This window comes from Pseudomonas sp. FP603, from assembly GCF_030687415.1.
Classification (GTDB): domain Bacteria; phylum Pseudomonadota; class Gammaproteobacteria; order Pseudomonadales; family Pseudomonadaceae; genus Aquipseudomonas; species Aquipseudomonas wuhanensis.
The window spans coordinates 6,642,704-6,659,127 of the sequence record NZ_CP117431.1; the positions used below are offsets into that span (position 1 = coordinate 6,642,704).

Annotated in this window: 16 protein-coding genes; 4 read left to right on the top strand and 12 right to left on the bottom strand. The window is 59.5% G+C overall.

Features of this window, described 5'->3' with window-relative positions; translation table 11 throughout:
* Positions 1 to 75: 75 nt before the first annotated feature.
* The 3 genes from PSH65_RS30630 to PSH65_RS30640 all read right to left on the bottom strand — a co-directional run bounded on the left by PSH65_RS30630 (position 76) and on the right by PSH65_RS30640 (position 3,147).
* Complete coding sequence (locus PSH65_RS30630) at positions 76 to 1,008, bottom strand: sigma 54-interacting transcriptional regulator (RefSeq protein ID WP_305424235.1); 933 nt, start codon at positions 1,006 to 1,008, stop codon at positions 76 to 78.
* Positions 1,009 to 1,067: 59 nt separating this feature from the next.
* Positions 1,068 to 1,649 carry an alpha/beta hydrolase gene (locus PSH65_RS30635; protein WP_305424236.1) on the bottom strand — a complete coding sequence of 194 codons (582 nt, stop codon included), beginning with the start codon at positions 1,647 to 1,649 and terminating at the stop codon, positions 1,068 to 1,070.
* A gap of 424 nt (positions 1,650 to 2,073) precedes the next feature.
* Complete coding sequence (locus PSH65_RS30640) at positions 2,074 to 3,147, bottom strand: fatty acid desaturase (protein WP_305424237.1); 1,074 nt, start codon at positions 3,145 to 3,147, stop codon at positions 2,074 to 2,076.
* A gap of 100 nt (positions 3,148 to 3,247) precedes the next feature.
* On the opposite strand from PSH65_RS30640, the gene PSH65_RS30645 reads away from it, so the two are divergent.
* On the top strand, positions 3,248 to 4,252 hold the full coding sequence (locus tag PSH65_RS30645; RefSeq protein ID WP_305424238.1) for an AraC family transcriptional regulator: 1,005 nt from the start codon (positions 3,248 to 3,250) through the stop codon (positions 4,250 to 4,252).
* A gap of 154 nt (positions 4,253 to 4,406) precedes the next feature.
* Here the strand turns inward: PSH65_RS30645 and PSH65_RS30650 are convergent, their stop codons facing one another.
* Together PSH65_RS30650 and PSH65_RS30655 are read right to left on the bottom strand one after the other, a co-directional pair.
* On the bottom strand, positions 4,407 to 4,772 hold the full coding sequence (locus PSH65_RS30650; protein ID WP_030131593.1) for a response regulator: 366 nt from the start codon (positions 4,770 to 4,772) through the stop codon (positions 4,407 to 4,409).
* Positions 4,773 to 4,847: 75 nt separating this feature from the next.
* Entirely contained in the window at positions 4,848 to 5,534 is a 687-nt protein-coding gene (locus PSH65_RS30655) for a Crp/Fnr family transcriptional regulator (protein WP_305424239.1), read from the bottom strand.
* Between the two features lie 84 nt (positions 5,535 to 5,618).
* Here PSH65_RS30655 and PSH65_RS30660 point away from each other — a divergent pair, with 84 nt between their 5' ends.
* Positions 5,619 to 6,137 carry a DUF962 domain-containing protein gene (locus PSH65_RS30660; protein WP_305424240.1) on the top strand — a complete coding sequence of 173 codons (519 nt, stop codon included), beginning with the start codon at positions 5,619 to 5,621 and terminating at the stop codon, positions 6,135 to 6,137.
* An 89-nt stretch (positions 6,138 to 6,226) separates the two neighbouring features.
* On the opposite strand, the gene PSH65_RS30665 is transcribed toward PSH65_RS30660, so the two are convergent.
* The 6 genes from PSH65_RS30665 to dibA form a co-directional block, all read right to left on the bottom strand.
* Positions 6,227 to 7,216, bottom strand: a complete 990-nt coding sequence (locus PSH65_RS30665; protein WP_305424241.1) for a sulfate/molybdate ABC transporter ATP-binding protein — start codon at positions 7,214 to 7,216, stop codon at positions 6,227 to 6,229.
* A 3-nt stretch (positions 7,217 to 7,219) separates the two neighbouring features.
* On the bottom strand, positions 7,220 to 8,089 hold the full coding sequence (gene cysW, locus PSH65_RS30670; RefSeq protein ID WP_305424242.1) for a sulfate ABC transporter permease subunit CysW: 870 nt from the start codon (positions 8,087 to 8,089) through the stop codon (positions 7,220 to 7,222).
* Positions 8,090 to 8,102: 13 nt separating this feature from the next.
* Positions 8,103 to 8,921, bottom strand: coding sequence for a sulfate ABC transporter permease subunit CysT (gene cysT, locus PSH65_RS30675; RefSeq protein WP_033058556.1), 819 nt, complete (start codon positions 8,919 to 8,921; stop codon positions 8,103 to 8,105).
* Between the two features lie 183 nt (positions 8,922 to 9,104).
* Entirely contained in the window at positions 9,105 to 10,118 is a 1,014-nt protein-coding gene (locus tag PSH65_RS30680) for a sulfate ABC transporter substrate-binding protein (RefSeq protein ID WP_305424243.1), read from the bottom strand.
* 147 nt (positions 10,119 to 10,265) lie between these two features.
* Positions 10,266 to 10,448: a sulfur starvation response protein OscA gene (gene oscA / locus PSH65_RS30685; protein ID WP_007941032.1), complete on the bottom strand. Its 183-nt coding sequence runs from the start codon at positions 10,446 to 10,448 to the stop codon at positions 10,266 to 10,268.
* 211 nt (positions 10,449 to 10,659) lie between these two features.
* Positions 10,660 to 12,579, bottom strand: a complete 1,920-nt coding sequence (gene dibA / locus PSH65_RS30690; RefSeq protein WP_305424244.1) for a phosphodiesterase DibA — start codon at positions 12,577 to 12,579, stop codon at positions 10,660 to 10,662.
* Between the two features lie 148 nt (positions 12,580 to 12,727).
* Between dibA and desA the strand changes: the two genes are divergently transcribed.
* Both desA and PSH65_RS30700 read left to right on the top strand, forming a co-directional pair.
* A complete protein-coding gene (gene desA, locus PSH65_RS30695) occupies positions 12,728 to 13,912 on the top strand; it encodes a delta-9 fatty acid desaturase DesA (RefSeq protein WP_305424245.1) in 1,185 nt (394 codons plus the stop codon).
* Between the two features lie 271 nt (positions 13,913 to 14,183).
* The gene (locus PSH65_RS30700) at positions 14,184 to 15,173 is read left to right on the top strand and encodes a sensor domain-containing diguanylate cyclase (protein WP_305424246.1); all 990 of its coding nucleotides are present in this window, start codon (positions 14,184 to 14,186) and stop codon (positions 15,171 to 15,173) included.
* A gap of 26 nt (positions 15,174 to 15,199) precedes the next feature.
* Here the strand turns inward: PSH65_RS30700 and PSH65_RS30705 are convergent, their stop codons facing one another.
* Positions 15,200 to 16,420: a response regulator gene (locus PSH65_RS30705; RefSeq protein WP_305424247.1), complete on the bottom strand. Its 1,221-nt coding sequence runs from the start codon at positions 16,418 to 16,420 to the stop codon at positions 15,200 to 15,202.
* Between the last annotated feature and the right edge of the window lie 4 nt (positions 16,421 to 16,424).

A 16,424-nucleotide genomic window follows, 5' to 3' on the forward strand; every position in this document is an offset into this window, starting at 1 on the left:
ACAATATCTTTTATTCACTTTCATATTCCATTTTGTTCATGCAACCGCCGCTCCCACGTAGATTGCGCTTCGCGCCTACAAGAGCCCGGTGTCTTTGAGCAGTTGTTTCAAGGTCTCTTTTTCGGTGGAGGAACCGTTGGCGAGGATTTTTTTGAGTTGCTGCTCGATCTGCACCAACGACACAGGCACCTCGGGCAGATTCAGATGCTCCGGCAAAATCTCATCGCCGGTACTCACCAACAGCGCAAAGTGAATGACGTTCTCCAGCTCCCGGGTATTGCCCGGCCAACTGTGCTGCTCCAGCAGATGCTGCGCGGCTTCGCTGATCAATGGCACCGGCAGGTCGAGGCGTTGGCTGTAGATGCCGAGGAAGTATTCGGCCAGCGACAGAATATCGCCCACCCGTTCACGCAAGGCCGGCAGTTCGAGTTGGCCTTCGCTGAGGTAGTGATAAAGCCGTTCATGGAATTTCCCGGCAGCCACCGCCTGAGCCAGATCAATGCTGGTGGCGGCCACCAGACGTACGTCCACCGGGCTTGGCTGCTGAGCGCCGACGCGAGTGACTTCGTGGTTCTCCAGGGCGGCGAGCAACTTGATCTGGATTGGCAACGGCAAGTCCCCGATCTCGTCCAGATAGAGCGTGCCGCCATTGGCCGAACCAAACCAGCCAGCGCGACTGCTGGCCGAACCGCTGTAGCTGCCGGCGGCGTAGCCGAACAGTTCAGCGTCGGCATAGGTCGGGCTGATCGCCCCGCAATTGACTGATACAAACAACCCGCTGCGGTTACTGGCGCGATGGATGTGTCGCGCCAGCAGTTCTTTACCACTGCCGGTTTCACCGCGGATCAACACCGAGATCGAACGTGGCGCCAGTTGTTCCAGCTCCTGGCGCAACTGCCGGGAACGCGGATCGACGAACACCAACGCCTTGGCGCGAATGCTCAGCGGGCTTTTTTCCGCGTCAGGAAAGGTCAGCAGCGGCTGACCGAAGGTTTCATGCAAACTCATGGCAGACTCCCGCCCAAAACCGCCGGGAGACGGGGGCGTTCTAAATCAAGGAAAAAGGTTCAAGCGCGGCGCAGGGCGTGTTGCTCCATGCGGTTTTGCAGACGATAGAGGTATGCAAAACCCTGTTCCCAGCGCTGGTGACCGGACTTCACGTTAATGTGCCCGGCACCCGATAAAATCCCCGCCTCGGCGCCCCAGTTGCGCGCCAGTTCAAGCGCACGTGGCGCGCTCACGGCGGCGTCGTTGTCAGAGCTGACGACCTGGCTGGGGAACGGCAGCAAATGGGTCGGAATCGGCGCGAAATTGCGCAGGGCTGGCGCGCAAGCCGGACGCTCGACATCCGCCGGTGCGACCAGCAACGCGCCGCGCACCTGACGCAAAAAATGCAGCGGCGCCGTGGCTGCCCAATGGGCGACGGTGATGCAGCCCAGGCTGTGTGCGATCAGAATCACTGGCGTGCTGTCGGCGGCGATCGCCTCGGCCAGTGCCGCGACCCAGTCCTCACGACGAGGCGTCAGCCAGTCGGCCTGCTCCACCCGCGCACTGTTTGGCAGGCTGTTCTGCCAGTGACTTTGCCAATGATCTTCTGGCGATCCTTGCCAGCCCGGCACAATCAGGTAGCGAATTGATTCGTTGCGCATGGGGGAGCTCTCCTGCTGCGTGTCTGTTCCTGATCGAGTATAGGGAGGAGAGTTATATTCGTTAAGGAATAAGAAGCTATTTATTAAGACCCATATAGAATAACAGACCAATCACCTGATGTGCGGGCTTGCCCGCTCCCACAGGGTTTGGTGTTTGTCCTGAATAAAAAAGGGACCGCACCCTGCCAAGGAGACGGCCCCGGAAACTCAAAATCTGTTTGCGCTGATCAACAATCCTTAAGCCGATGATTGGCGAAATCAGTCATCCAATAAAGGAATATTTAATTACTTTATTAGACCTAAATTGAATATATCAATCACCCTCAACAACCGCCGAACCATCGCTGCTTGCGTCACAACGTAGCGTCCCTTTGGGTCAAATTGATGACGAACGTTTTCGCCCTTGAGTTTCCGGAGGCGTTGCTCATACCTGAGCAGCACGCACCTGCTGTGGTTCTGTCGTTTCCTTTCGCACAAACCGGTTCGCCCGCCCGAACGTCCCGAAATCATTGAACCTCACACCCATCTCGCGCATCACCTCATGCGCCACCGGGACGGTCATCTGGCGGATGTAAAACGGCTCCTTCACCACAAAATGATGGATCCCGTGGCTGCTGCCGAAGTTGAAGCAGAACGCCTGCAACGGCCACATCCACCACGGGTTCAACACTTGGGTCTGCTGAATCACATTCCCCGGCTCCACATCCCCGTAGAAGTGCATGTTCGAACTGACAAAGTGCAGGCAAAACGTGCGTAACACGTTCGGCCCGATGATCACCACGGCAGCGATGTCTATTACCTGCATCACCGCCAAAGTAGTCGCGGACCATTCGATGGGCGCCCCCAGCAGATGCGCGATGCCGTTGGCAGCGTGAAAACCGAGGAACACGTACCACGCCCCCCAATGCACCAGCGCCAGTGGCGCATAGACTTTCACAGAACGCTTGAGGATGCTGAGCTTGTGCGCCCGGGTCTTGGCCCGCAGCAGGCGGATGAACGCCGACATCACGTTGTCGCCGACCATCAACAGCCGCGCGATGCCCCAAGGCTCACCGTTGGTGATCGCCCGCTCTTCCATGTCGGCTTCGGTGCCGGACACCTTGTGGTGGTTGAGGTGCAAATGGCGGCGGATCCAGGGGTTGATGGTGCTCGGTCGCGCCAGCCACACCAGGCCCATCATCAGGTTGTGCGGCACGCGCTGCTTGCGGAAATACATGCTGTGGATCAGGTCATGCTCCAGCTCGTGGGTCAGCGAGGCGAAAAACGCGTTGAGTAACAGGCATACCCACCAGGCCATGTACCCGGTGATGTACAGCGCTGCCGAACCGACCATCCCGGCCAGGGCGAAGGCCAGAATGCCCGCGCCCAAGGCGTCCTGATGATTGAGAATCGGGTAGCGCTGACGCAGTTCGACGCCCTTGGCCAATACCACCTCGCGAATATGCGCTGATCGCTGTGCTGCATTCAGTCGCTGGGGACTTGCAGAAGTACCGTCCATGCTTCCATCCTCTGGTTATTGATGTTCGCATCCTGCCCTGTGATGATTTACAGAGCGGTAGCCGTGAACGCCAACCTGTTGACCGGACGCGCCAATCAACATGACTGAACCGACCTCCCTCGCCAGCTGGACCCGCGCCCTGCGCAAGCAGCTCGACGCGCTGGGGTTCGACAGCACAGCCCTGTGCCAACAGGCGGGGCTCGACCCGCAGTTGATGGACGACCCGAACGCCCGTTACCCGTTATCCGGTACCACGCGCCTGTGGCAAATCGCGGTACAGGTCAGCGGCGATCCGTCGATTGGCTTGCGGGTGTCGCGTTTCGTCAGCCCCACCACGTTTCATGCGCTGGGTTATGCGTTGGTGGCCAGCGGCAGCCTGCGGGAAGTCTTCGAGCGCATCGTGCGTTATCACCAAGTGGTCAGCAACGCGCTGGATCTGGAGTTGATCCGCGCTGAGGATCGTTACTGCTTCCGCCTGAAAATCCCCCAAGGCAACCCCGCGCCCGCTTTCGAAGCCATCGACGCCTTCGCGGCGATTTACGTGCGCACCTGCCGCAATCGCCTGGGCCGGGACTACGCCCCCCTGGCGGTGTACTTGCGGCGTCCGGAACCTGCCGACCCGCATCAATGGCACAAAGTGTTCCGCTCGCCGGTGTATTTCAACGCCGATGAGGACCGACTGGAGTTCGCTCTGCTGGACTTCGACAGCCATCTGGACGACGCCAACCCGGAACTGGCCGAGCACAATGAAACCGTGCTCAAACGCACCTTGGCGCAACTCAAACCCCTGACCTGGGAGCGCAAGGTTCGCGACGCCATTGAAGAGCAATTGCCCGAAGGCGAACCGGCGGCTGAACGCATCGCCGAGGCGCTGCACTTGAGTCTACGCAGCCTGCAACGGCACCTGGCGGACGAAGGTTGTCGGTTCGATACGCTGCTCAACGAAAGTCGGGAAAACCTGGCGCTGCTGCATCTGCGCGACCCGCTGTGCTCATTGGGCGAAATCAGTTATCTGCTGGGTTTCGCCGACACCAGCAGCTTCAGTCGTGCGTTCAAACGCTGGACCGGGATGACGCCGGGGCAGTTTCGGGATGGGTTGCGGTGACAGATCCGAGAGGTGTTTTGTATGTTCCGGCCTCTTCGCGGGCAAGCCTCGCTCCCACAAGGTTTTCGGTTGCTCACAAAGCATTGACTCACACACGTCCACTGTGGGAGCGGGCTTGCCCGCGATAGCAATTTCTCAAACAACACTAAAACCGCTACCGCCCCCGATCCCGCCGCAACAGCTTGCGCACCCGCTTCACCAGCTCACTGACGGCAAACGGCTTTAGCAGGTAATCATCCTCATGCAATTCCAGCCCACGCAGGCGATCTTCGATGCCGTCCTTGGTGGTGAGGAGCAGCACCGGCGTGTCGCCGAGCTTGCGGATCTGCTGCAGCAACTGCCAGCCGTTGAGCCCCGGCAGCATCACGTCGAGGATGATCAGTTCGTATTCGCCGGATTCGATAAAGCGCCGGCCGTCCATGCCATTGAGCGCCACATCCACCGCGTAACTCGCTTCGCTCAGGCCTTTGGCCAGGAGACTGGCGGTCTCGGGTTCGTCTTCCACTAGCAACACACGCATGGCACACCTCGATTATCGTTGTCACAGGCTAGGCGCGTTCGCGGATAAAGCCCACCAATACCGTGGCGATCATTTTCAAATCACCGCCAACGCTCGCAACCGCTCGGCATCCAGTATCTCGATCTCGCCATACTTGAGATTCAGAATCCCTTGCCCCTGCAAATCCTTGAGGAGTTGGTTGGTGGTCTGGCGCGACAGCGACAGCATCGACGCCAGTTGCTCCTGGGGCAGTTGCAGGACACGCCGCGGCGGATCGATTTCGCCGTAGCCCTCGGCGATCATCAACAAGCGATGAGCCAGGCGCGCCGGAGCTGGCATCAGGCTGAGCTGTTCGAGGCTGATGAAGGTCAGGCGCAGTTTTTGGCTCATCAGCAACGCCAATTGCCGCCAGTACACCGGGTGTTCGTCGAGTAACGCCAGCAGCGTCGTTTGCGGAATGTGCAACAGGATGCACTGGCCAACGGCATAGGCATCATGGGTTCGCGGCTGGCCATCGAACAGGCAGATTTCGCCGAACCAGTGCGGCGGTTCCACCAGACTCAACAAGGCTTCCTTGCCCTGCTCGCTCACCGCGCCAATGCGCACCGCCCCTTCAAGCACTGCATATAGGCCGCACGGCGGATCACCGCGTTTGAATAGCAATTGCCCCGATGGCAGGCGCCGAACCCGGGCCGCAGCCAGCAGACTATCCTGTAAAGGAACAGGTACATGACTGAACCACTGCCCCGTATCCAGGCGCGAACGCCAAACCTGCATGTCCATGAAAACTCCTGGAGATTGTCGCCTGGCTGACAGAGCGAGAGATGAACCCGGGGCATCATCCATCACCCTACAGGAGGAATAACAATGAAAAGCCTCGTTGACCATCTCAGTCAATACGCCGCCTACCACCGTGACCCGCGCAATATCGCCAGCCACTTCGTGGGTATTCCGTTGATCGTGGTGGCGGTGGCCGTGCTGCTGTCGCGTCCGCAATGGGCCGGGGGCTGGCTGTCACCGGCAGTGCTGGTATCACTGGCGTCGGCGTGGTTTTACCTGCGCCTGGAACTGCGGCTGGGGGTGCTGATGACGGTATTACTGGGCTTGTCAGTCTGGCTGGGGCACGTGCTTGCGCAGCAAAGCACGCTGGTCTGGTTGGCCAGCGGCCTTGGAATGTTTGTGATCGGCTGGGCGATTCAGTTTGTCGGTCATCATTACGAGGGACGCAAACCGGCGTTTGTCGATGATGTAACGGGGTTGATTGTCGGGCCGTTGTTTGTGGTGGTTGAGTTGGCGTTTTTGCTCGGAATGCGGCATGAGCTGAAAGAGCAGATCGAGGCGCGGGTGGGTGGTGTGCGTTTGCGTCAGAAAAACGCAGCAACGTAGGACGCCATCGCGGGCGAGCCCGCTCCCACAGTGATCTGTGTCGTTCACAAATCCCCTGTGGGAGCGGGCTTGCCCGCGATGCTTTTGCTTTAGAGGTTGGCGACTTTCTGCCAGACCTTCGGTTTGAAGAACAACGTCTCACCCTTCGCCAATCCAACCAGGCTGTCGTGATCCTTCACCACTTCAGCTTCGATCAGCTCGCTCTGGCCTTCGACCTTCAGCGTCACCCGCGTGGTGGCGCCCAGCGGACGAATATCGCGCACTTCAGCCGCGTGGTGGTCTTCCAGTTCATGGCGCGACAGCGACACTTCGTGTGGGCGGAACAACACGTGCCGGTCTTCACCCAAATGCAGACGGTTCGAATCGCCGAGGAAGTGATAGACGAAATCGCTGGCCGGGTTTTCGTAGACGTCGCCCGGTGAGCCGATCTGCTCGATCACACCTTTGTTCATCACCACGATCCGGTCGGCAACTTCCATCGCCTCTTCCTGGTCGTGGGTCACGAATACCGAAGTCAGGTTGATGTCTTCGTGCAGCCGTGCAAGCCAGCGACGCAGCTCTTTACGGACCTTGGCGTCGAGGGCGCCGAAGGGCTCGTCGAGCAGCAAAACTTTCGGCTCCACCGCCAGGGCGCGGGCCAACGCGATGCGCTGACGCTGGCCGCCGGAGAGTTGTTCCGGGTAGCGATCGGCCAACCAGTCCAGCTGCACCATGTTCAGCAGCTCATGGACTTTCACCGCGATCTGGCTCTCGTTCGGGCGCTGGCTTTTCGGCTTCATGCGCAGGCCGAACGCGACGTTGTCGAACACCGTCATGTGGCGGAACAGGGCGTAGTGCTGGAACACAAAACCGACGTTGCGATCCCGTACATCATGGCCGGAGACGTCTTCGCCATGGAACACGATGTTGCCCTGATCCGGGGTTTCCAGGCCGGCGATGATTCGCAGCAACGTGGTCTTGCCGCAGCCGGACGGCCCCAGCAACGCCACCAGCTCGCCGCTTTGAATGTCCAGGCTGATGTTGTCCAGCGCCTTGAACGCGTGGAAGTTCTTGCTGACGTTACGCACTTCGATCGACATGACTTATTCCTCCGCGGCGCTGGCGCGCAGGCGGTTAATACGGTTTTCGCTCCACTGCTTGAGCAGCAGGATGAAGAGCGCCAGGATCAGCAACAGGCTCGCCACGGCGAACGCGGCCACGTGGTTGTATTCGTTGTAAAGGATCTCGACGTGCAGCGGCAGGGTGTTGGTCACCCCGCGAATGTGCCCGGATACCACCGACACCGCACCGAACTCACCCATGGCCCGCGCGGTACACAGCACCACGCCGTAGATCAGGCCCCATTTGATATTGGGCACGGTGACGTGCCAGAACATCTGCCAGCCATTGGCGCCAAGCAAACGCGCGGCCTCTTCCTCCTGGGTGCCTTGTTCCTGCATCAGCGGGATCAATTCACGGGCCACGAACGGCACAGTGACGAAAATCGTCGCCAGCACGATGCCCGGCAAGGCGAAGACGATCTGGATGTCGTGATCCTGCAACCACGGGCCAAACAGGCCCTGGGCGCCGAACATCAGCACGTAGACCAGACCTGCGATCACCGGCGATACCGAGAACGGCAAGTCAATCAGGGTCACCAGCATGCTCTTGCCGCGGAACGAGTATTTGCTCACGCACCATGCCGCGCTGACACCGAACACCAGGTTCAGCGGCACCGAGATCAGCACGGCGATCACCGTGAGCTTCAACGCCGACAAGGCGTCCGGTTCGAAGATCGCCGTGAAGAACGCACCCAGACCCAGCTTCAGGCCTTGGGACACCACGATGAACAGCGGCAGCAACAGAAACAGCGTAAAGATCAGCCAGCCCAGGCCAATCAGGATTCGCCGCGAAGTAGCACTGCCACGGCGGGCGGCGTTCGAGGAGGCTGCTGCAATAGACGATTGGGACATTTTTCGCGCCTCCTTATGGGGTTTCGATGCGCCGCTGCAACAAGTTGATCAGCAGCAACAAGACAAAGGAAACCACCAGCATCAGTACACCAATGGAGGTGGCGCCGGTGTAATCGTACTGGTCGAGTTTGACCATGATCAGCAGCGGCAGAATTTCGGTTTTCATCGGCATGTTGCCGGCGATGAAAATCACCGAACCGTACTCGCCGACCCCACGGGCAAAGGCCAAAGCGAAACCAGTCAGCCAGGCTGGCAGCAGCGCCGGCACCAGAATATGGCGGAAAACCTGCAACGGTTTTGCCCCCAGGCACGCCGCCGCCTCCTCCACTTCACGGGGGATATCGGCCAGTACAGGCTGTACCGTACGTACTACGAATGGAAGTGTTACAAAAGTCAGCGCCAAAGTGATGCCGAGGGGGGTGTAGGCGATCTTGAAACCCAGGTCCGCCGCGAACTGACCCACCAGGCCGGTGGGGGTGTACAGCGCGGTCAGCGCGATACCGGCCACGGCGGTGGGCAATGCGAACGGCAAATCGATCATCGCATCGATGACTTTGCGTCCCGGGAAGGTGTAGCGCACCAGCACCCAGGCCAGGAGTGTGCCGATGATGCCGTTGATGATCGCGGCATAGAGCGCGGTGCCGAAGCTCAGCTTCAACGCCGCCAGCACCCGTGGCGCCGAGATGATGGCCCAGAACTGGTCCCAGGTCAGTTGAGCGGCATGCACGAACATCGCCGCCAGTGGAATGAGCACAATCAGGCTGAGGTACACCAAGGTGTAGCCCAGCGTCAGCCCGAAGCCGGGTATGACGGGGGAGATACGACGCGACATAAAAGTCCTTGGTTGAGAACGCGCTAAGCCCCGACGGTGAAATCGGGGCCGTTGGTGCGTAACCTGTGGGAGCGGGCTTGCTCGCGAAAGCGGTGTGTCAGACAACATCGATATTGACTCTACCGCCGTCTTCGCGAGCAAGCCCGCTCCCACATGAGTTGCGTTTAACTGATCGTTTTCAGGTTACTGCGCCTGATAAATCTGGTCGAACACGCCACCGTCATTGAAGAATTTCGGTTGCGCGGTTTTCCAGCCGCCGAAGTCCTTGTCGATGGTCACCAGCTCCAGTGTCGGGAACTGCTTGGCGTACTTGGCGGCCACGTCCTTGTCACGTGGACGATAGAAGTTTTTCGCCGCGATTTCCTGGCCGGCCGGGCTGTACAGGTGTTTGAGGTACGCTTCGGCGATTTCGGTATTGCCCTTTTTCTCGGCGTTCTTGTCGACCACAGCCACCGGTGGCTCGGCCAGAATCGACAGCGAAGGCACGACGATGTCGAATTTGTCGGCGCCGCCGTCTTCTTTCAACGCCAGGAAGGCTTCGTTTTCCCAGGCCAGCAACACGTCGCCCTGACCGTTGTTGACGAAGGTGATGGTCGACCCGCGAGCGCCGGTGTCCAGCACAGGCACGTGTTTGAACAGGGTCTGCACGTACTCTTTGGCCTTGGCTTCATTACCGCCGTTGGCTTTCAGGCCATAGGCCCAGGCCGCGAGGAAGTTCCAGCGTGCGCCGCCGGAGGTTTTCGGATTCGGGGTGATAACTTCCACGCCATTTTTGGTCAGGTCGCCCCAGTCCTTGATGCCTTTCGGGTTGCCTTTGCGCACCAGGAACACGATGGTCGAGGTGTAAGGCGTGCTCGCTTCCGGCAGACGCTTCTGCCAGTCGACCGGCAGGCTCTTGCCCAGCTTGGCGACTTCATCGATGTCACCGGCCAGGGCTAGGGTCACCACGTCGGCCCGCAGACCGTCGATCACCGCCCGGCCCTGCTTGCCCGAACCACCGTGGGACTGCTGGATTTTCACATTGTCGCCAGCGTGGTCTTTTTTCCAGAAGTTGATGAACTCGGCGTTGTACTCCTGGTACAGCTCACGGGTCGGGTCATACGACACGTTGAGCAGCTCGTAATCCTTGGCAACCGCGGAACCAGCAAAAAGGGCACTGGCCAAGGCGGCCAAAGCAAAATGACGAATCGACGACATGGTGAAAGCTCCTGGAATTCTTGATGTGTTGGCTTTTTCTTATGGCCTGGAACGGGTTGCCTGTTCAAAGATCGCAGCGTTCGAAAGCCCTCAGTCTCCCGCAGGAGCTGCCGAAGGCTGCGATCTTTTGATCTTCAATCTTTCGCTTCAGCTCGGCTTGTTGCCCGGGTTCTGCAAACGGAATTTCTCTTTGCGTTCGATCTGAACCACCTGGGCGTTGTGCACGGTGATTTCCACCGCGCCAAAGCGCAGATCGCGCAAGGCGCTCTGAATCTCACGCAAAATAGTGGCTTCGTCCTGCCCGTCAACACTACGTAGGGATGCGCTCATGGTGCTGCTCCTTTAATGAGATATGCCTGGCAGTGGCGGGCACTGCTTACGGCGTAGGGGCAATAGTAGATAGGCGCGGATATTCTTAAAAAGACTATTTAAGAATGTTTATATAACTAGAGTGCATTATTTGATGGAGCAAGGGGTTGCGCAGGACCAACTACTTTCAAGGGCACACAAGCCCCCTCGCCACAAAAAGCAGATCAGGCGCTCATCCAATCGTTGGCGCCCGAGCCCAATCCAATGCTGCCGCCGGCATTGGCCGTCCAAACCAGTACCCCTGCCCCAGATCGCAATCGTGTTCGAGCAGGAAAGCCGCCTGCTCGACCTGCTCGATCCCCTCGGCATGCACTTGCATCCCCATGCTCTGCGCCAGCGCAATGATTACCCGCGCGATCGCCGCGTCATCCTCATCACCCGGCAAGCCTGCGACAAATCCCTGATCGATCTTGAGCTTTTGCACCGGCAAACGCTTGAGCCGCAGCAACGATGAATAGCCCGTGCCGAAGTCATCGATGGCCAGCCGCACGCCCAACTCGCGCAAGCGATGCATCTGCTCCAGCGCCACTTCCGGGTCCTCCATCACCGCGCTTTCGGTAACTTCCAGCTCCAGATACGCCGGATCCAGCCCGGTGTCGTGTAGCACCTGAGCCACTTGCTGATACAACTCGCGGCGGGCAAACAGGCGAGAAGAAACGTTCACCGCGACAAACGACAACCCCACGCCCGCCGCTTGCCACTGGCACATCTGCTGACAGGCCTGGCGCATGATCCAGGCATCGATCTCGGCAATCAGCCCGGTGCGTTCGGCGATGGGGATGAACTCTGCCGGCGACACAAGCCCACGCTGCGGATGCTCCCAGCGCACCAACGCCTCGACGCCAATCAGGCGACTGGTTTTGAGGTCATGCACGGGCTGGTAATAAACCCGCAATTCCTGCTCCTCCAAAGCTCGACGCAATTCGAATGCAATCTCGACGCGTTGCTGGGCATGCGCGGTCAATTCTTCGGTGTAGAGGGCATAGCCGTCGCGGCCAGCGCTCTTGGCCTTGAACAGCGCCGAATCGGCGTTGCGCAACAGTTGCTCGGCGCTCAAGGCATCGCTGGGGAACAGGCTGATACCGATGCTGGCGTTGATGAACAGCGGATGCCCGTCGATCTGGAACGATTCTCTAAGGCCATCGATGACCCGCTGAGCCAGAGCCGCGGCGTGCCCCGGCTGCGGGCAATTTTCAGCCAATACCGCAAATTCGTCGCCACTGAGCCGCGCCAGCGTGATGCCCGGACCGAACAAGACATTCAGGCGCTCAGCCACAGCCTTGAGCAACTGATCGCCGACACTGTGGCCGAGACTGTCGTTGATCAACTTGAAATGATCGAGGTCGATCATCAACAACGCGCAACCGCGCTTGTGGACCTGCGCCGAGGCCACGGCCTGCCCGGCACGGTCGGTAAGCAGAAGGCGATTGGGCAGATCGGTCAGCGGATCGTGATAGGCCAGGTGCGTCAGTTCATGTTCGGAGTTCTTGATCGCGCTGATGTCGGAAAACACCGCAACGTACTGGCTGAGCCGCCCCTGATCGTCGCGAATGAGGCGGATCGTCTGCCATTGCGGGTAGATCTCGCCGCTCTTGCGACGGTTCCAGATTTCCCCGCTCCACTCACCAAGGCTTTCGAGTGCCGCGAACATCGCCTGGTAGAAACCCGGTGGGTGATGACCCGACTTGAACATGTTCGGTCGCTGACCCAACACTTCCTCGCACTGATAGCCGGTGATTTCCATGAATGCCCGGTTCACATGGACGATCAAGCCTTTGCTATCAGTGACCAGCACCCCTTCACGGGTGCAATCGAACACCGCTGCCGCCTGACGCAAACGCTCCCGGTCTGCAGTGCGCCCACGCAATTTGGCGCCGACACCCAGGCAGCGAAACAATCGTGCCCGCGCAATAAAGATCAGCCCCGCACTGAACGCCACCCAGGCATAGCCGTTGATCAGTTGCCAGCGCAGCAGGTCGGTGGAACTATCGAAGAACCTGTTCAATAAATAACCACTAAACTGGAGCCAGGCTACGGAAAGCGCCAGATAGAGCAGCGCTGCACGCAAAGCATCGCGATAGGTGGCTGACATTAGAGCGTCCATGTCCCTACAAAAAAGGCTGGAATTATAGATTAAAGAAACATCCGGCCACTCTTATCTGAAAGGGCGACTGGTTTTATCTGTGGGCTAAGTGATAATGCAACGGCTGTTTTTTTCTTTATCGAGGGTCCTATAGGCTATGTGGTACGAAGGTTTTCTTGGCTTATCGCCCTGGTCACTGGTGGCAGTCACCCTGCTGATGACCCACGTGACGATCGTCGGCGTCACGGTTTATCTGCATCGCTATTCAGCCCATCGCTCGCTTGAGCTCAATGCCGGCCTGAAACATTTCTTCCGCTTCTGGCTGTGGCTGACCACGGCGCAGAACACCCGCGAGTGGACGGCTATCCACCGCAAGCACCACGCCAAATGCGAAACCGTCGATGACCCGCACAGCCCGGTCATCAAGGGTCTGTCCACCGTTCTGCGCAAAGGCGCCGAGTTGTACCGCGCCGAAGCGGAGAACCCCGAGACCTTGCGCATCTACGGCAAGAACTGTCCCGAAGACTGGATCGAACGCAACCTTTACAGCCGCTTCCCGCTGCTGGGCGTGGCGATCATGGGCGTCATCGACCTGCTGCTGTTCGGCACCATCGGCATCACCATCTGGGCCATCCAGATGATGTGGATCCCGGTCTGGGCCGCCGGCGTGGTCAATGGCCTGGGCCATGCCATCGGCTACCGCAACTTCGAATGCCGCGATGCGGCGACCAATCTGGTGCCTTGGGGCATCCTGATCGGCGGCGAAGAACTGCATAACAACCATCACACCTACCCTAACTCCGCCAAACTGTCGGTGAAGAAATGGGAATTCGATCTCGGCTGGGCCTGGATCCAGGTCTTCAGTTTCCTGCGTCTGGCCAAGGTCCAGCGGGTTGCACCCATCGCCCACCGCGTTGAAGGTAAAGGCAGCCTGGACATGGACACCGCCATGGCGATCCTCAACAACCGCTTCCAGATCATGGCTCAGTACCGCAAGCTGGTGATCGCGCCACTGGTCAAGCAAGAGCTGGAAAAGGTCGATCACTCGGTCCGTCACCAGTTCCACCGGGCCAAGCGCCTGCTGTCGCGGGAAACCAGCCTGCTGGATGACAAGCACCATGTACGCATCCAGACCATGCTCGAGCACAGCCAGGCGCTGAAGGTAATTTACGAGAAACGTCTGGCCTTGCAGCAGATCTGGGTCAAGACCAGCTCAAATGGTCACGACATGCTGGCTGCCATCAAGGATTGGGTACACGAGGCCGAGGCCAGCGGGATTCAATCCCTGCGTGACTTCGCCGACCAGTTGAAAACCTACTCGCTGCGCCCTGCCAACGCCTGATCCTTTGTGATGACGGCTTGCCTCTGATAAGGAGCTTGCCTGTGGCGAGGGAGCTTGCTCCCGCTCGGCTGCGCAGCAGACGCAATACCTGACGACGCGTTTTAACTGACAAAACGCGTCGCCAGTACCGCCCGGCGGGAGCAAGCTCCTCTCGCCACGAAGAGCGGGAACTTCGCTCCAAATCCCCTATCTCAAAGACACTTCGCCATCCAGGCGGGCTTTGTTCTTGGCCGCTGTCGACATAGCGGCACGCCCTTTGAGATTTGTGCCGATGGTTAATAAATGCCTACAAGACACATCCCTTCCACAGTGGCCCGAGGCCGCGCAGACTCTGATGGCGCTGATGCATGCCCAGGGTGAAGTGGCGCGCCTGAGCGAACGCGAACAGCTGTTCAGCTCGCTGCTGGTTAGCGTCAACGCCGTGCTTTGGGCATTTAACTGGGAAACCCGTCAGGTGCTCTATGTCAGCCCGGCCTATGACCGGATTTTCGGCCGTCCCGCCGGCCTGTTGCTGTCCGACTACAACCACTGGCGCGACAGCGTCTATCCCGACGATCTGGACTACGCCGAGCGCAGCCTGGCGCAGGTGCTGGTCAAAGGCGCCGTTGAAAACCGCGAGTACCGCATCATCGCCGCCGACGGCCAGGTGCGTTGGCTCAGCGACAAATGCTTCATCAACCGTCAGGCAGAGCCGGGCCAACCGGTGATCATCGTCGGCATTGCCGAAGACATCACCGAAAAAAAGCAGATGGAAGCCGAGTTGCAGCGCCTGGCCAGCACCGATGTGTTGACCCAAAGCAGCAATCGCCGACACTTCTTCGAATGCGCCAATCGTGAATTCGAGCAGGCGCGGTTGAACGGTGCGCCGATGGCGTTCCTGCTGCTGGACATCGATGACTTCAAAGTGGTCAATGACACCTACGGCCATCAGGAAGGCGACAAGGTGCTGCAACGCATCGCCGAGAGCGGTCGCGCGGCCCTGCGGCGAGGTGATCTGTTCGGACGGATCGGCGGTGAGGAATTCGCGGCGGTGTTTCCCGGCTGTGCACCGGATATGGCCATGCAGGTGGCCGAGCGCCTGCAACGGGAAATTCAGCGGTTAAGCTTCAGCCATGACGACCAAACCTTCGGCATCACCGTCAGCCAGGGCCTGAGCAGCCTCACACACGAGGATGAAAGCATCGACAGCCTGTTCGCCCGCGCCGATGCGGCGATGTACCAGGCCAAGCGCCAAGGCAAGAACCGCATCATTTCTGGCTGATCGGCCCGCTCCCACAGGGTTCGGTGTCAGATTCGCTTTTTGCGCAGACGCATCAACTCCGGCAATCCAATCTTGAGCAATCTTGCCGTACGGCTTTTGGACAACGCCTCGATCCCCTCATGCTCGGTCAGGCGCGCCAGTTGCGCGGCCATGTTCATCACCAGCGCTTCGCGGGAGTAAACCCCGCCACCGAGCTGGTAAACCGCCGCAATCAGCTCCCGCAACTCCAGGGGCAGGCGCCAGCGGGTCCGCAGTGCCGAACCATAGGCCGCGCCGAATTCGGCCAATGCTTCGCCAACCTCTTCCCACTCATCCAGCTCACCGCCGGCCTGCTTCCACTCCTGCAAACAGCGCAGCAAGGCCAGGTCGCCGAGACGATGCAGCATGCCCGCGCAATAACAACGCTCCTGATCCAGATCCAGCAAACGCGCCAGCGTCCGCGCGTATTCGGCGGTGTGCAGAGACAACTCCCAATAACGCTCGGCATAGTCCGCCAACTGCGGATCGCTGAGCCGGGCGCTGCGCTTGAGGGCGAGGCCCAGAATAAGATTCATGCTTTGCCCGGTGCCCAAGCGGTGCAGCGCCTGGGCCAGGGTTTGCACAGCGACGCCATGATGCTGGGCCGCGCTGTTGGCGGCGGCGATCAGGACAGCGGTGATTTGCGGGTCGGTGCGGATCTCGTCTTCCAGCCGTGTCAGATCGAGGCCATTGGGATTGAGGCTACGTTTGATCGCCACCTGCACATCGGTCATCAACGGCGCCCCCTCCGCCAGTTCGCGACGCCGCTCCAGGTACACCGACAAGGTCATGCCCGGCGCCAATGAAGGCACCTCGCAGGACACCTCTTCACCGGCGTTCAGCAACAAATCCTGCAGGCGCTGGGTCAGGCTTTCCATGTTCAAGGGTTTGGTCAGGTACGCCGTGGGCGCCAGGGGCAAGACTTCACGCACGCTGGCGCTGTCATTGCGGCTGCTCATCAGGATGAAGGGCAGAGGTGGATTACGTTTGCGCTGACGGACACTGCGCAAGACGTTCAGACCATCGACGCCAGGCAACTCCCAGTCGACGATCACCAGGTCGTAAGGATTTTCCGCTAACAGGTGCAGTGTCTCCTGGCCATCGGCACACAAGTCCAGCCGCGCGTCGCAGCGCACATTCAACAACACCTGCTTGAGCAGGTCGCGAGACCAAGGGTCGGCCTCGGCAATCAGCACTCGCGGTACAGCGGGTAACACCACAGCAGTCATCGCA

Coding starts and splice junctions, on each gene's coding strand:
- PSH65_RS30630 (WP_305424235.1), bottom strand. CDS start 1,008: ATGAGTTTGCATGAAACCTTCGGTCAGCCGCTGCTGACCTTTCCTGAC.
- PSH65_RS30635 (WP_305424236.1), bottom strand. CDS start 1,649: ATGCGCAACGAATCAATTCGCTACCTGATTGTGCCGGGCTGGCAAGGA.
- PSH65_RS30640 (WP_305424237.1), bottom strand. CDS start 3,147: ATGGACGGTACTTCTGCAAGTCCCCAGCGACTGAATGCAGCACAGCGA.
- PSH65_RS30645 (WP_305424238.1), top strand. CDS start 3,248: ATGACTGAACCGACCTCCCTCGCCAGCTGGACCCGCGCCCTGCGCAAG.
- PSH65_RS30650 (WP_030131593.1), bottom strand. CDS start 4,772: ATGCGTGTGTTGCTAGTGGAAGACGAACCCGAGACCGCCAGTCTCCTG.
- PSH65_RS30655 (WP_305424239.1), bottom strand. CDS start 5,534: ATGGACATGCAGGTTTGGCGTTCGCGCCTGGATACGGGGCAGTGGTTC.
- PSH65_RS30660 (WP_305424240.1), top strand. CDS start 5,619: ATGAAAAGCCTCGTTGACCATCTCAGTCAATACGCCGCCTACCACCGT.
- PSH65_RS30665 (WP_305424241.1), bottom strand. CDS start 7,216: ATGTCGATCGAAGTGCGTAACGTCAGCAAGAACTTCCACGCGTTCAAG.
- cysW (WP_305424242.1), bottom strand. CDS start 8,089: ATGTCCCAATCGTCTATTGCAGCAGCCTCCTCGAACGCCGCCCGCCGT.
- cysT (WP_033058556.1), bottom strand. CDS start 8,921: ATGTCGCGTCGTATCTCCCCCGTCATACCCGGCTTCGGGCTGACGCTG.
- PSH65_RS30680 (WP_305424243.1), bottom strand. CDS start 10,118: ATGTCGTCGATTCGTCATTTTGCTTTGGCCGCCTTGGCCAGTGCCCTT.
- oscA (WP_007941032.1), bottom strand. CDS start 10,448: ATGAGCGCATCCCTACGTAGTGTTGACGGGCAGGACGAAGCCACTATT.
- dibA (WP_305424244.1), bottom strand. CDS start 12,579: ATGTCAGCCACCTATCGCGATGCTTTGCGTGCAGCGCTGCTCTATCTG.
- desA (WP_305424245.1), top strand. CDS start 12,728: ATGTGGTACGAAGGTTTTCTTGGCTTATCGCCCTGGTCACTGGTGGCA.
- PSH65_RS30700 (WP_305424246.1), top strand. CDS start 14,184: ATGGTTAATAAATGCCTACAAGACACATCCCTTCCACAGTGGCCCGAG.
- PSH65_RS30705 (WP_305424247.1), bottom strand. CDS start 16,420: ATGACTGCTGTGGTGTTACCCGCTGTACCGCGAGTGCTGATTGCCGAG.